Source organism: Nocardia rhizosphaerihabitans, from assembly GCF_014646295.1.
GTDB lineage: Bacteria > Actinomycetota > Actinomycetes > Mycobacteriales > Mycobacteriaceae > Nocardia > Nocardia rhizosphaerihabitans.
The window spans coordinates 544057-558124 of record NZ_BMNE01000004.1 but is presented as its reverse complement, the minus strand read 5'-3'; the positions used below and the strand labels follow the sequence as shown (position 1 = coordinate 558124).

The 14068-nt window shown below is 68.8% G+C and carries 10 protein-coding genes; 4 read left to right on the top strand and 6 right to left on the bottom strand.

All coding sequences use genetic code 11. From position 1 onward, the window contains the following. Positions 1-35 precede the first annotated feature (35 nt). The gene (locus IEY60_RS20060; RefSeq protein WP_189030501.1) at positions 36-518 is read left to right on the top strand and encodes a YbaB/EbfC family nucleoid-associated protein; all 483 of its coding nucleotides are present in this window, start codon (positions 36-38) and stop codon (positions 516-518) included. 31 nt (positions 519-549) lie between these two features. Further along, the gene (locus IEY60_RS20055; protein WP_189030491.1) at positions 550-5175 is read left to right on the top strand and encodes a WXG100-like domain-containing protein; all 4626 of its coding nucleotides are present in this window, start codon (positions 550-552) and stop codon (positions 5173-5175) included. On the opposite strand, the gene IEY60_RS20050 is transcribed toward IEY60_RS20055, so the two are convergent. The 3 genes from IEY60_RS20050 to IEY60_RS20040 are packed head-to-tail and all read right to left on the bottom strand — an operon-like array spanning position 5141 to position 9028. Then, on the bottom strand, positions 5141-6340 hold the full coding sequence (locus tag IEY60_RS20050) for a hypothetical protein (RefSeq protein ID WP_189030489.1): 1200 nt from the start codon (positions 6338-6340) through the stop codon (positions 5141-5143). The genes IEY60_RS20055 and IEY60_RS20050 overlap by 35 nt on opposite strands. Before the next feature lies 1 nt (position 6341). Next, positions 6342-7133, bottom strand: coding sequence for an ESX secretion-associated protein EspG (locus IEY60_RS20045; protein ID WP_189030487.1), 792 nt, complete (start codon positions 7131-7133; stop codon positions 6342-6344). Beyond that, a complete protein-coding gene (locus IEY60_RS20040) occupies positions 7130-9028 on the bottom strand; it encodes a hypothetical protein (protein WP_189030485.1) in 1899 nt (632 codons plus the stop codon). The genes IEY60_RS20045 and IEY60_RS20040 overlap by 4 nt, the downstream gene beginning before the upstream one ends. Before the next feature lie 256 nt (positions 9029-9284). Between IEY60_RS20040 and IEY60_RS20035 the strand changes: the two genes are divergently transcribed. Both IEY60_RS20035 and dtd read left to right on the top strand, forming a co-directional pair. Further along, the gene (locus IEY60_RS20035; protein WP_229739977.1) at positions 9285-10784 is read left to right on the top strand and encodes a hypothetical protein; all 1500 of its coding nucleotides are present in this window, start codon (positions 9285-9287) and stop codon (positions 10782-10784) included. Positions 10785-10816: 32 nt separating this feature from the next. Further along, positions 10817-11260 carry a D-aminoacyl-tRNA deacylase gene (gene dtd / locus IEY60_RS20030; protein WP_189030481.1) on the top strand — a complete coding sequence of 148 codons (444 nt, stop codon included), beginning with the start codon at positions 10817-10819 and terminating at the stop codon, positions 11258-11260. A gap of 32 nt (positions 11261-11292) precedes the next feature. On the opposite strand, the gene map is transcribed toward dtd, so the two are convergent. From map to secY, 3 genes are read right to left on the bottom strand one after another with little or no spacing between them, the layout of a single operon-like run. Next, positions 11293-12090, bottom strand: a complete 798-nt coding sequence (gene map, locus IEY60_RS20025) for a type I methionyl aminopeptidase (RefSeq protein ID WP_189030479.1) — start codon at positions 12088-12090, stop codon at positions 11293-11295. After that, positions 12090-12635, bottom strand: coding sequence for an adenylate kinase (locus tag IEY60_RS20020; protein ID WP_189030477.1), 546 nt, complete (start codon positions 12633-12635; stop codon positions 12090-12092). Before IEY60_RS20020 ends, map begins: the two co-directional genes overlap by 1 nt. Next, positions 12632-13954 carry a preprotein translocase subunit SecY gene (secY, locus tag IEY60_RS20015; RefSeq protein ID WP_189030475.1) on the bottom strand — a complete coding sequence of 441 codons (1323 nt, stop codon included), beginning with the start codon at positions 13952-13954 and terminating at the stop codon, positions 12632-12634. Before secY ends, IEY60_RS20020 begins: the two co-directional genes overlap by 4 nt. Positions 13955-14068 lie beyond the last annotated feature (114 nt).

Below are 14068 nucleotides of genomic sequence, written 5' to 3'. Positions count from 1 at the left end.
ACGGCAGCACAGCGAACGGGTAGGCAGGAGCAACGATGGCGAACGAGGCGGCGCGCGCCCGGTTGGAAGAGCTGGCCGACACCGTGCGCGAAGGCATGGACGCCATCGCCAGGGCCCAGCAGGAGCAGGCACAGCTGACCGCGACCGCCACCGCGGCGGCGGGCCGGGTGAGCGTGGTGGTGAACGCGGAGAATGTCGTCATCCAGGTTCGCTTCTCCGACAACATCGACGATCTGAGCTATCCGGAGATCGCCCGCGCCGTCACCGCGGCGACCCAGGACGCCGCGGCCGCGATGCACCGCAAGACCAAGGACCTGCTCGACACCCTGCGCTCCGACACCGCCCGCATCCCGCGCCTGTCGGAGTACCTGCCCGGTATGCCCGATGTCCACGACATGATTCCCGAACCACCGCGCGCCCCGGTGACCCCGCCGAGCGCACGCAGGCGCGAGGACGAACCCGCCGACGGCACAGTGCGATTCACCGCGCTGTCGGAAGCCGCCGAGTCCGCCTGGTGATCGACTGCCAGCGCGCCCGCGGGGGTGATCCGTGTCCGGCCTAGCCTCGGTCTTCGATCTCGTCCCCGACTGGATCCTGCAGGCGCTCAATTTCGGCCAGGCCTATCCCAAGGGCGACGAGGACGATCTGTTCGCCCTCGGTGACGCGTGGAAGCAGGCCGCGGCGGACCTGCGCCTGCTCGAACCGGATCTGCGCGCCGTCACCGACGCCACCGCGAAGTTCTACAGCGGCGACGGCGCGGTCGCGGTGAAACAGGAGTTCGACAAGCTGTTCTCGGGCCCGCACTCGGTGGACGAGCTGGCCAAGGCGCTCGAGGAGCTGGGCAACTACACCCGCAACGGCGGCACCCAGCTCGAATACACCAAGATCATGGAGGGCAGCTTCGCCCTCATCACCGCGTACGCGATCTACGCGTTGATCGCGGCCTGGCCGTGGGGTTCGGCCGGGGTGCCACTGGCCTTGGCCGCGGGCCGGTCCGCCGTCGGTTTGGCGGCCAACCGCGGCCTCCAGCAGCTGGCGCTGGAGGCGGGCCGGGTCGGTCTGCGCAACCTGCTCAAGCCCTATCTGAAGCAGATCGCCATCGCCGGATTGAAGGCGGGCGGCATGGGCCTCGGCCTGGACGGCGGTATCCAGGCCTACCAGCTCGGGATGGGGCATCGCGACTCCTTCGACCTCGGCCAGAACCTGCGCACCGGATTCGAGTGGGGCGCGGGCGGTCTGCTCGGTGCGCCGGTCGGCATGGGGATGCACAAGCTGCTCGGCCGCACCAGCCTGAGCCCGGCCATGCGCGGCCTGATCAGCGGCGTGACCGGCGGCAGCGCAGGCGGCCTCGGCATGTACGGCGGCGGCCTCGTCTGGCAGGTCGGCGATCAGCTCGCACACGGGTACTTCGACGCGGACAAGATCGACACCACCTTCGATCCCAAGCTGGTGATCGTCGGCGCGGCCCTCGGCGGCGCGCACGGTGTGCGGCACGGTGCCGGGCTCGGGAACGCGCCGACGATGGATTCGCCCAGGATGTCGCCCGCGGGTGCGTCGTCGGCGAAGGCCCCGGTCGTCACCGAGGCGTCGGTGCGCGACGGCAAGGCGCTCTACCACGATCTGGCCAAGCAGACCCATCCCGACCGCTTCGAAGCCGGACCCGAGCAGAACCGCGCCCGCGACGTGTTCCAGCGCGCCAACGACGTCAAGATCGATTCGAAGGGCCAGTACAGCGACCAGCACGTGGCCCGGCTCGAACAGCTCCGCACGGAATGGAACAACGCCGGCGTAGCGCCACGTGACGGCAGCGCGGTGAGACCGTCCGAGGCGACGATGCGCGCCGAGGCACCGGGCCGCACCGATTCCGGCGCGCGCGCCGAGTCCACCACCCGCGCACCCGAATCCGGTGTCCGCGCGACGGATTCGGGCGCGCGAGTCGCCGATCGGCCGGGCCAGACGGCGCCGGAATCACGGGCGGGCGACCGCGCCCCCGCCAAGGACGGCGCCGCGCGAAGCGAGCCCGCGAAGAACGACAGCCGCGCGGGCGTCGCCGAGAAGAGCGGTGCCGAATCGAATCTCACGGCGACGTCCAAGGATCGTCCAGCCGCGGCCGCCGAGCAGCATCGGGCCGAGTCCGGTTCCGTCCAGGTCACCGCCGAAGCGCCGGCAGGTGCGGCCGAGCACAATTCACCGAAACAGGTTGCGCCGGAACATAACCGGGCCGGTCAAGCGGAGACCGGCCGCACCGTGCCGCCCGCTGCCGAACCCGGACGCGCGGGTGCCGCCGAGCCCGGTCGCGGCGAACCAACCACCGCCGAACCGGGACGCGCCGAACTCGCCGTCCCCGAGCAAGGGCGCAACGAACCGACGACCGTCGACCCGGTCCAGAGCATCACCGACAACGTGCGCGCCTGGATCGGCGAGCGCCCAGGGCGATTCGAGCTCACCTACACCGACGCCGAACTGGCCACGATCATCGGCGAGGGGCGCAAACTCGGCCTCGATCAGCGGACAATCGAGGACCTGGTCCAGGTCGGCTCCCGCACCGCCAAGCCGATCACCGCACCCGAACTCACCCAGCAGATACACAACTGGGTCGAGGTCGTCGCCGAGCGCGGCTACCCCTACAAGTTCGCCGACGCCGCGGAGTTCCGGCAGTTCAGCAGCGATCTGGTCGGCGGCCTGCGGGAGGCGGGCCTGCCGGTGGGCGACATCGTGGTGCAGGGCTCCTCGCTGCGCACCCCGCGGGCCAACGACGTCGACCTGGCCGTCTTCACCGACCAGGGCACCTTCGACCGCATGCTGGTCGACCGCTTCGACGGCAAGGTGGCGCTCAAGCCGGTCGGCGACGCACCGCGCACCCTGGTGCCGTTGCGTGAGCTGTCGCATCCGCAGCTGGTGTCGCTCGCCGAGCACATCATGACCAACCGCCCGCTGTACAACAGCGAGGCCAAGACCTTCGCCAACGCCACCCTCAACGGGATCATCAGTTCCAAGTCCGACATCAGCATGCCGCTGAAGTCGGTGAGCAAATCCATCCAGGAGCACTATCCGGGCCAGAACATCGAGTCGATCTCGATCCTGGTGCGCGACGGCCTCTTCGACACCAGGCCCGCGCTGCCGGTCACCGAACCGGGCACCCGCCCCGGCCCCGTGGTGGAGCCGCACCGTGGCACCGCCGCGAGTGTGGGCGAGTTCCACGCCGACGCGCGCCCACCGAATCAACCGGACCTGAGCACGCGCGAGGTCGTCCACGTGGTCGAGGACAACCTGGCCCTGGTCACCCCAGAGGACGTGGCCTGGAACCGCGACACCAAGCGCTTCTTCCTGCCCGACGGCCGCGACATCCGTATCCAGGTGGAACCGACGACCGGCGGCGCCGTCGCCGAGTTCCTGGCCCGCCCGGACGGCACCGGTTACGACGTGCACGTCGCACCACGTGCCCGGGACCAGGATGTGGTCCGCGGGATCGCGCACGAGCTCGCCGAGATCCGGCTCGCGCGGGAGCCCGAGATCCTTATCGATCCCGTGCAGGAGCGTCCGGACCGGATGACCGATCACCTCGGCGGTCGCTTCGCCGAGGTGCGGGTCCTGCTGAACAAGATCGACGCGGCCACCATCGACCCGGCCCGCGGCGACCAGCTGCCCGGCCTGCGCCGCGATCTGGCCGACCTGGCGCACCGCATCGACCTACGCCAGGGCAGTCCCGCGGAATCCCTGCTGGCCGGCCATGATCCGCTGCTCGCGCATCGCTATGCGCTCGAACGAGCCGGGCTCACCGAGCAGCGCCCGATCTTCACCGAATCTCTCACCGCGACCGAATTCGAGCGCGGCGGTGCCGCCCATCTGGCGACGCTGAGCGAGCTCGCGGTGGGCGAGCACGTGCGTGACCTGGTCGCCAACGAACGGCGCGGACTCGACGCGCGCATGCGCGAGGAGCTGACGCGGCGCATCTTCGACCCGATCTTCGAGAACCCGAACTTCCGCGAAGCCCGTCAGCACGTGCCGACCAAACACCTGATGGCCGCGCTCGATCCGCTCAATGTGGCCGTCAACGATCCGAATCCGGCACCGGCCCAGCGGGTCCGCGATCTGCACGAGGCCATCGACCGGTTCCATACCGCGATGCCGGAACCGTTCCGCGACGCGCTCGGCCCCGACGCGTTCCAGCGCATGTACGACGCGGCGGACGCGCTGGCCGCCGCCCCGAACCGGTTCGCGGGCGTGCTCGAACCACGCACCGGACGTCTCGAGGTCGACGGCGCCCCGAGTTCGATGAGCGAGCTGCTGCACAGCGTCGACCGGGCGAACCGGACCGCCACCTCGAACGGCATCAATATCGAGTACACCGTGATGATTCACGACCCCGTCCACGGCGTCTCGGCGGTCGAGATCATCCCCCGGCCCCGGCCGCTGCACCGGCTTCCGCTGGAGCAGAACTACTTCGGCACGGACAACCACACGGTGGCGCTCGTGCCCCGGCCAGAGACCGGAGTACCCAACGGGCACACCGTCGACGTCGGCGTCGGGCGCAGCGCGTTCGGTGTCGAGATGACGCCGCCCGCCGACCGCACCGGCGGCGGCCTGGTCGTGAAGACCGAACTGGCCGAGTCGTTCGCGATTCCGAGCCAGCGCAGGCGCAGCCTCGGCATTCTCGACCCCGGCCCGCTGACCGAGGCGGGCACCGTCCTCGTGTTCGGCGACATGCTCGGCGGCGGGCACATCCTGGGCGACGGCGGCACCGGCGGTGTCGGCCGGATCTTCGTCAACAATGTCAGCGCCAAGCTCCCGCCCGAGGCCTACCTGGCGATCGCGGGGAATCTGGAGCACACCCTCGCCCCCGGCGGCCGGATCGAACTCCAGTGGGACATGAAGTCCGAGGCGTCCGATCCCAGCAAGGGCACCCCGGGCGACCGCGGCCACATCGACGGCGACCAGCTGTGGGCCGCCCTGCTCGACCACTACGACAACCGGCCACCGTTCCGCATCGAGGAGTACACGGAATTCCCCGGCGCGGGCAACAACGACTACGACTACACCATCGACGCGGGCGCCAGCAATGTGCTGAACAAGGACAAGATGGACACCTTCTCCGCGCCAAGGCCCGACCACCGCATGGTCATCGTCTACGACCCCACGCTCAGCGGGCAGCTCGCTCCGCCGCGTCGGCGGTGACCCCGGCCAGTGTCAGCTGGTACAGCGCCGTATCCACATCGAACGTGTCGTCCACGCCGAACACCTCGACGACCTCGGCGCGGGTGGCGATACCGCGCTCGGCGGCCTCGACCAGCGCCCGGGCGGCGCTGCGCTGCCGCTCGCTCGCCTCGTCCCCGAGCAGCCCGGCCACCACGCGGGTCGCGGTATCCGCGGTCCAGATTCCGGGCACGGCTTCGGCGAGGTGGTCGGCCGCGGGTGACTCGCCCCGATACCAGGTGCCGTTGTCCCACCAGTAGCAGAACGACAGCAGGCCCTGGCCTGCCCTGGTGTTGAGGACGGGGTCCGCGACCCAGTCGGGCGCGCCCGCGTAGAGCGCGGGCAGCTCGGCGCCCTCGTTGTATCCGGCCTCCAGCGCCGCCGCGTTCCACACACCACCGGAGAGGACCGCGCGCCCGCCCGGCACCTCGAACACCGTCGAGCCGCTGTGCGAACCGCCTTCGAACCAGCCGAGCGCGGGCAGCATCCGCGGTCCACGCGCCGAGCCTGCGGCGGCGAACGCGGCCGCGATCACCGCCCAGCGAGCGCGCAGCAGCGGATACGGCGGAAAGTCGAACTCCGACATCGTCGCTCGCACACCGGCGGCCGCGTCGGCGCGGGCCAGCCGCGCCGCGTCGCCGGGCGCACGCCGCTGCCGGTCCCCGTGGTGCAGATAGGCGGCCAGCCACACCGGCAACCGGTCGCGCGGATGCGCGGCCAGATCGGCCAGGTAGACCTGCGGCGCGAAGAGCTGATCCGCCGGGAACGGTTCGTCGCCGTAGTCGTGGTCGACGTCGAGTCTGCCCGCGCTGCTCATCGACACCACCAGCCGCCACCACGGCCCGTCACCGTAGCCCGCCGACAACTTCCGGTGCTCGCGCACCGCGGCGAGAATGTCCTCGGTGGGCGCCACCCTGACCGTGCCGCGCTCGTGCTCGAACAGCAGATGAGTCACCTCGGCCGCGACGGTCAGCGCGAACACCGCGGTCAGCTCGCGCCAGCCGGCCGGCCCGAGCGCAGCGGACTCGCGGGCGATCCGATAGGCCAGCTCGGTGATCGCGTCCGCCGGGTCGGGTGCCGAGGCGGGCTCCGTCACCCGCGGACCGAGGGCGAACGGCACATCCGGATCGTCGTCGGAACCGGTCACGTCAGACACCTGCCTCCCAATGGGATTCGACGCGGGCCATCATCCGGTCGATGGACTTGCCGATCGCCGAGACCAGCGCGGACCCGGCCATCGGGGTCGCGACGGGTTCGTCCGACGGCAGGGCTATCGCGTACCGGCCGTCGTCGGGCAGGTCGCGCCAGACCAGGATGTCGCGGTGCATCCCCCGGGAGCCGAACATGGACTGATTCTGCAGGATGTTGACGGTGCCGGTGCGCTCGGCCGGAGTCTCGAAGAACTCCGCGCTCCGGTCGGCCACCGTGGTGTCGGCGTCCTCGAAGAACATCGATGCCCGCGGTGCGGAGTCGTTCGAGCGCGCGCCGGTCGACAGCGGCAGGATGCCCTGTCTGCCCGCCGGAGCCTTCGGCATCAGGTCGACGACCGCCTCGGCCAGCCCGTGCGGGCCGCACTCGCGCACGACGTATCCGCCGCTGTGCGTCGGTGTCTCGCCGGGCAGCTGGTGGACGATGTAGCCCCGCGCCCCCGCCCTCGCGGCGCGGGCCTTGAGCCAGTACTGCGCATCGTCACGGTGACGGTCGTTCCAACCACGCAGCCGCACATAGGCTTCCGGGCGTTCGAGGACCTCGAAGACGGTGCGGATCTCGGGATCGACGGTGTGCTGCAGCCGCTGCCAGGTCTCGTACTTCTCCTGCTCCCAGTCGTCGTGCAGCCGGGTGGTGGTCTGGAAGGTGAGCGGGCGCGGCAGATGGTTGCCGATGAACCGATTCCACAGCACGGTGAACTCGACATCGGTGAATTCCCAGGTGCGGCTCATGCCTCGGCCTCCGCCCGCGGGTAGCCCGGCGCGGTCGCCACGGCGGCTTCGACCGCCTCGACGGGAGCGGCCGCCGCGTCAGGCGCGACCGCGTCCTGCACCGCGGCGACGAGTCCGGTCACCGGGGTGGCGATCTCGTCCAGGCTCGGCAGCAGGTTGGAGAAATCGGGCAGGCCTGCCCGCGGGAAGATCTGGCCGGTCGCCGTCTCGGTGGTCTCCCCGACCGCGGCCGCGTCCGCGGTGACAGGCGTCAGGGTCTCGGTCTCGATACCGAGCAGCTCCGCCAGCGGCGACAGCGCCGGGTTCGCTGCGATCAGCTCGCCGACCTCCGGCGACTCCGACAGCACCTGCGCCAGGTCGGGGAACTGCTGGAACAGCGTGCCGAGCTGCGAGAGGTCGGGCAGGCCGGAGGTGGCGTTCGCGGACACCTGCTGCAGCGCGGTCGCCAGCGACGGCAGCGCCTGGGTCAGCGAACTGACGGCCGTGGTCACCGCCGACATCACCGAGGACAGGACACTCGACAGGTCACCCGAGCCCGAGCCGCTCGACCCGGCGACCGAGCCGGTGGATCCGGTCTGGCCCGTCGACCCGATCTGACCGTTCGTGCCCTGCGAGGTGTTGGTCCCGTTCTGCTTCTGCTGTTGCTGCAGGTCGGCCTGGGCCTGCTGGGCGGCCTGCAGCGCCGCCTGCTGGGCGGCCTGACTGGCGGCCGCCTGCTGGGCGCCTGCTCCGGAATTGCCGCTGCCCGCGCCACTCCCAGAGCCACCGCTGCCACTCCCAGAGCCGCTGCCGCCGCCGGCGTTGTTGCCGCCGCCATTGTTGTTTCCGGCATTGTTGTTGCCGGCGTTATTGTTTCCGTTGTTGTTGTTATTTCCGTTGTTATTGTTGTTGTTATTGTTCGGCGTGGTCACCGGCCCCTCGGGCGCCTTGGGTTCGGCCGTCGCCGGGAACGCCTTTTCGGTCGCCTTCACCCCGTTGACATAGTGGCGCTCATAGCGATCCCGGTTTTCCTGGAGATCGTCGTCGCACCTGTCTTCCTTGTCGATCGGCATGCACACCTTGGTCGCGTACAGCCAGTTCGCCGTGTACTCGAGGTTCCGCTGCATCATCGTGAAGGATTCACTCAGCGTCATGACCGACTGGCCGAAAATCGAGATCGCCTTGAGCGCGGCTTCACCGCCCTCGCTCTGCCACCGATCGCCGGTGATCTCGGCGAGCTTCTGCTCGAGGTTGTAGGCGGCGCCGTGCACCGCCTGGGCCATCCCCTCCCAGACCGGCGCGTCGTCGGCGACCTCGACCCAGGAGATCCGCTGACCCAGGTCGTACATGTCACGCCAGGACATGTTCGACGCGGCCCGCACCGGAATCCCCACGCCGACCGCCTCGGGCCCCGCTTTGCCGACCTTGCTGGCGGGCGGCTGCGCGGTCCCGATGTCGTAGTCGTGGTTGCCTTCGTCGTAGTTGGCCGGTTTGTAGTCGCCCGCCTTCGAGACCTCGCCCTTCAGGTCCTTCGCCCCCGGCTCGGGCTTCACGTCCTTGAGCTGGCCTTTGAGTGTGGCGATCCGGTCACCGGAGGCCTTGTCGGTTTCGGTGTAGGACTCCCCGGCCGCCTTGAACATGATGACCAGGTCCTCGAGCGAGTCGATATAGCGCCCGATCAGCTCCTTGGCCTGGGTGGCCTCGGCGATGAACTTGGTGCGCAGCGGCGGTCCGGCATCGACCTGGTGGCCGCCGAGCTTGCCCTCGTCGTAGTTGTTCAGGTCGGTGAACAGGTTCTGGCAACCCTTGAATACCTCGATGGCCTGGCTGCAGGCCTTGGCCGCCTCGAGCGCGGCGCCTGTCTCGACCTTGATCTTCGCCTTGCCCGCCAGCCCCGCCCAGGGAGAATCGCCCACGCTACCCGCTCCTCGAAACACCCCACCGACGTCCCTCGCCAGTCGGCTCGATCGCCTCGCATTCTAGTAAGCGAAGCGAAATATGCACAGCCACAGGGAAACAGCGGCCCGATCCTGGCTGAACATCCGGGTTCCGCGGACGATCCGGCAGCGACCGCCGATCTGTGCCAAACTCGAACGACACACTGAACGGCCGCCCAGCGGCTGTGCTCGAACGATGGATGAGGCCAGGATTGACGTCGCGATGGAACTGCTCATGACCGACCTGAGCGGCCTCGAACGGCGCGTCGCCGCCGACCGCGCGAGCACCAGGAGTCAGCGGCCGGAGGACTACCTGAAGCTGGCCGGTTCACTCACCGAACTGGCCCAGGCGCTGCTCACCACGCGGGACAACCCGTCCGAGCGCGATCGCACGGCCGAAGCGTTGGAGCCCGCACAGGAAGCCGTGGCGATCCGGCTGCATTGGCTGGTCGGTGGTTTCGTCTCCTACGAGTACGCGGGCGCGTTGCAGGACGCGCTACGGCTGTTCGAGCAGGCGACCAAGCTGGTCGGGCACCGGCAGCTCGCGACCAACACCATTCGCAGTGCCTGTTCGGCGTATCGGCAAGTGGCGCAGGACTATCCGGATGTCTCGGCGATGTGCGCCGACGGGTTGTCCAAGTGCGGCGTGTGGTTGATGCGGCTCGATCACGAGGCTGCGGTGGCCGCGACCGAGTCGGCGGTGCGGATCCGGGCGGCCATGTACGCGCGGTCCTCGGAGCAGCCGGGCAAGTACCTGGCCAGCCTGAGCACGTTGCTGCGGACGATGATGGTCGGGCGCTCGCGCAAGCAGGCGATCGCGAGCTATCGCGCGCTGTATTCGGAGCTCACCTCGCCGGCGAGCACGGCGAAGCTGCGCGAGACCAGGATCGAGGACCTCGATCTCACCCTCAAGACCACCCAGGCGCTGAACAAGCTCGGCGCGCCCACCCTCGAACGCGCGGGCAGGTTGACCCAGCAGCAGATCCTGTACCAGTCGGGCGGCGATCTGGCGACCATCGACGAGATCAACTGGCGCCTGGCGCTGGTTGGCCTCAAGCCGCTGGCGGCGGGCGCGATGCCGGAGCCGCCGTCGCGGCCGGTGGAGATCTCGGCGACCTACGGCGCGATCGCCGTGCGCTGCACCGCGCCGGACGCGCTGATGCAGGTGCGCACCGCGATCATCGCGGCGTTCGCCCGCGACGGCGCCGAGCAGGTGGACGCGGGACGGTTCGCCGGGGTGCACGAAAAGCATTGGGGTGTCAAGGAACCCGTCGTCAATCCGGCGACCGAGCTGGGCGCCGACGTGGTCCTCGTCGAGAAGTCCTCCGGCAGCTGGATTTCGGTGAAGAGCCTGAACTGGGAGATCGGCGGGCTCGGCACTCACCCACTCGCCGTTCGCCTCTCGGAGAAGTGGCCGGTGCTCACCGTCGCCACCATCGAGAACATCTCCTACGAACTGTGCCTCTACGACAACGGCGTCGCCACCCAGTACGCCGCGCTCGGCAGGCCGAGCGGCCAGGCGCCGCTCGACGCGCCGCTGGCCCCGCTGGATTTCGCGACACTGGCCGACTACGGCGCCGACTACGCCTCCGAAACCCAGGTTCGCGCGGCCTTCGGCAACGCGGAGATGTTCGCCAAGGTGACCGAACTGCCCGGCAGCGGTATCCGCCAGGCCGCGGAGAACCGCCCGCTCACCGAGTACGGGCCCGACATCCTGTTCTTCGGCAAGTCCTGACCCGGACCCGGCGCCTGGCATGATCGGGTGCTGTGCGAGTACTGCTGCAGCGGGTGACCAGTGCCCAGGTCTCTGTCGAGGACAAGGTTGTCGGCCGGATCGATCCGGCCGAGGCGGGCGTGCCACACGGCCTGCTCGCCCTGGTCGGCGCCACCCACACCGATACCGAGGCGACGGCGAAAGCACTGGCCGACAAGGCCTGGCGACTGCGCATCCTCGACGGCGAACGCTCCGCCGCCGATCTCGGCGCACCGATTCTGGTCGTCAGCCAGTTCACGCTGTATGCGAATACCGCCAAGGGCAGGCGCCCGTCCTGGAACGCGGCCGCGCCCGGTGACCTCGCCGAACCACTCGTCGACACCTTCGCCGATACGCTGCGCGAACTCGGCGCGACCGTGGCGACCGGGCACTTCGGCGCCCACATGCAGATCGAGCTGACGAACGACGGCCCGGTCACCATCCTGCTGGAAGGCTGACCGGGCCGTCGTCGAAAACTGCTGCGCGCGAACTACTCCGGACGCAGGGTGAGGATGCGCGGGCCGTCCTCGGTGACGGCGACGCTGTGCTCCCAGTGCGCGGCGCGGGAGCCGTCGGTGGTGACGACCGTCCAGTCGTCGTCGAGCGTCTTGGTCTCGGTGGTGCCGAGGGTGAGCATCGGCTCGATCGCCAGCACCGAGCCGACGACCAGGCGGGGACCCTTGCCGGGGGCGCCTTCGTTCGGCAGGAACGGGTCCATGTGCATCTCGCGGCCGATGGCGTGGCCACCGTAACCGTCGACGATGCCGTACTGGCGACCGTGCTCCTTCTCGGCAGCGCGAGTGCCGAGCTCGATGGCGTGCGAGACGTCGGTGAGGCGGTTGTCGGGCAGCATCGCGGCGATGCCCATCTCCATCGACAGCCTGGTCGCCTCGCTCAGCAGCCGGTCGGCCTCGATGATGGGGCCGATGCCGAAGGTCCAGGCCGAGTCGCCGTGCCAGCCGTCGAGGATGGCGCCGCAGTCGATGGACACGAGATCACCCTCGGCGAGGATTTCCGTCGCCGAGGGGATGCCGTGGACCACACGGTCGTTGACCGAAGAACAGATCGAGCCGGGGAAGCCGTGATAACCCTTGAACGACGGGACGGCGCCCGCGTCACGGATCGTCTGCTCGGCGACCTCGTCCAGTTCCAGCGTCGACACGCCGGGCTTGGCCGCGGCGCGGACGGCGACGAGCGTCCGTCCGACGATCGCGCCGGCTGCCGCCATGGCATCCAGCTCGCCCGCCGAACGGAACGGCACGACCTTCTTCTTACGGCTGAAGACCATCAGCGGCCAAGCGCCTGCAGTGCCCGCGCGTTGACGTCGTCGACCTCGCCGACGCCTTCGACCGTCACGACCAGACCGTCGTAGTACTCGAGCAGCGGCTCGGTCTCCTCGCGGTAGACGCGCAGCCGGTTGTCGATCACCTCTTCGGTGTCGTCGGCGCGACCGCGGGCGAGCATCCGCTCCTTGAGCAGCGACTCGGGCACCACGAAGCACAGCACGGCGTCGAGCTCGGTGCCGTGGTTCTCGAGGATCTTCTTCAGCGCGTCGCCCTGATCGACCGTGCGCGGGTAGCCGTCGAGCACGAAGCCGTTCGCGGCGTCCGGCTCGGCGACGCGCGCCTCGACCATGCGGTTGGTGACATCGCTGGGGACGAGGTCGCCCGCGTCCATGTACTTCTGCGCTTCGCGACCGAGGGCGGTCTGCTGGCTGATGTTCGCGCGGAAGAGGTCTCCGGTGGAGATGTGCGGAACGCCCAGCTTTTCCGACAGCAGGACGGCCTGAGTACCTTTGCCGGCACCCGGCGGACCGAGCAGAACAACTCTCACTTGAGGAACCCTTCGTAATTTCGATTCATCAGCTGGCTCTCGATCTGCTTGACCGTGTCGAGACCAACACTGACCATGATGAGCACCGCGGTACCGCCGAACGGCAGGTTGGCCACCGCACCCGAATTGCCCATGTCGAGGAACACGTTCGGGAGCACGGCCACCAGACCGAGGTAGATCGAGCCAGGCAGGGTGATGCGGCTCAGAACGTAGTTGAGATAGTCGGCGGTCGGCCTGCCGGGACGGTAGCCCGGGATGAAGCCGCCGAACTTCTTCATTTCGTCCGCGCGTTCCTCCGGATTGAAGGTGATCGCGACGTAGAAGTAGGTGAAGAACACGATCAGGCCGAAGTAGATGGCGATGTAGACCGGGTTGGACGGATTCACCAGGTACTTCTGGATGATCTCCTGCCACCAGCTCGGCTCCGTTGCCGTGCTCGACCCGGTCAGCTGCGCGATCAGGTTGGGCAGGTACAGCAGTGAGGACGCGAAGATCACCGGGATGACACCGGCCTGGTTGACCTTCAACGGCAGGTAGGTCGACGAACCGCCGTACATCTTGCGGCCGACGACGCGCTTGGCGTACTGCACCGGAATCCGGCGCTGGCCCTGCTCGACGAAGATCACCGCCACGATGATCGCCAGCACGGCGGCACAGACGAGACCGAAGACCAGGCCACCTCGGGTGTCGAGGATGTTCTTGCCGTCGATCGGGATGCGCGCGGCGATACCGGCGAAGATGAGCAGCGACATGCCGTTGCCGACACCGCGCTCGGTGATCTGCTCACCGAACCACATGACCAGCGCCGCACCGGCGGTCATCACCAGGACGATGATGATCATGCCGAAGATGCTGGTGTCGGCGAGGATGTCCTGCTGGCAGCCCTGGAGCAGCTGACCGCGCGCCGCGAGCGCGACGAGACCCGTTGCCTGCAGGATCGCCAGGGCGATCGACAGATACCGGGTGTACTGCGTCATCTTGGTCTGGCCTGCTTGGCCTTCCTTGCGCAGCTCCTCGAAGCGCGGGATGACGACGGTCAGCAGCTGGATGATGATGCTCGCGGTGATGTACGGCATGATGCCGATCGCGAACACCGAAAGCTGCAGCAGCGCACCACCGGAGAAGAGATTGATCAGCTGGTAGATACCGGCGGACTCACCACCGGAGACCAGCTTCACGCAGTCCTGGACTGCGCGGTAGTCGACGCCGGGGGACGGCAGCGCGGCACCCAACCGGTACAGCGCGATCAACCCCAGCGTGAAGAGAATCTTCCGCCGTAAGTCCGGAGTCCGGAAGGCCGATACGAAGGCGGAAAGCACAGATCCTCCTGGCGAACGACATGGTCATGCCATGCGACTGAACCAACACCGCATCGTGTGGATACGTCAGCCGATGACGAGCTTGGCAGACAACACTTGAACTCTAACAGTGAC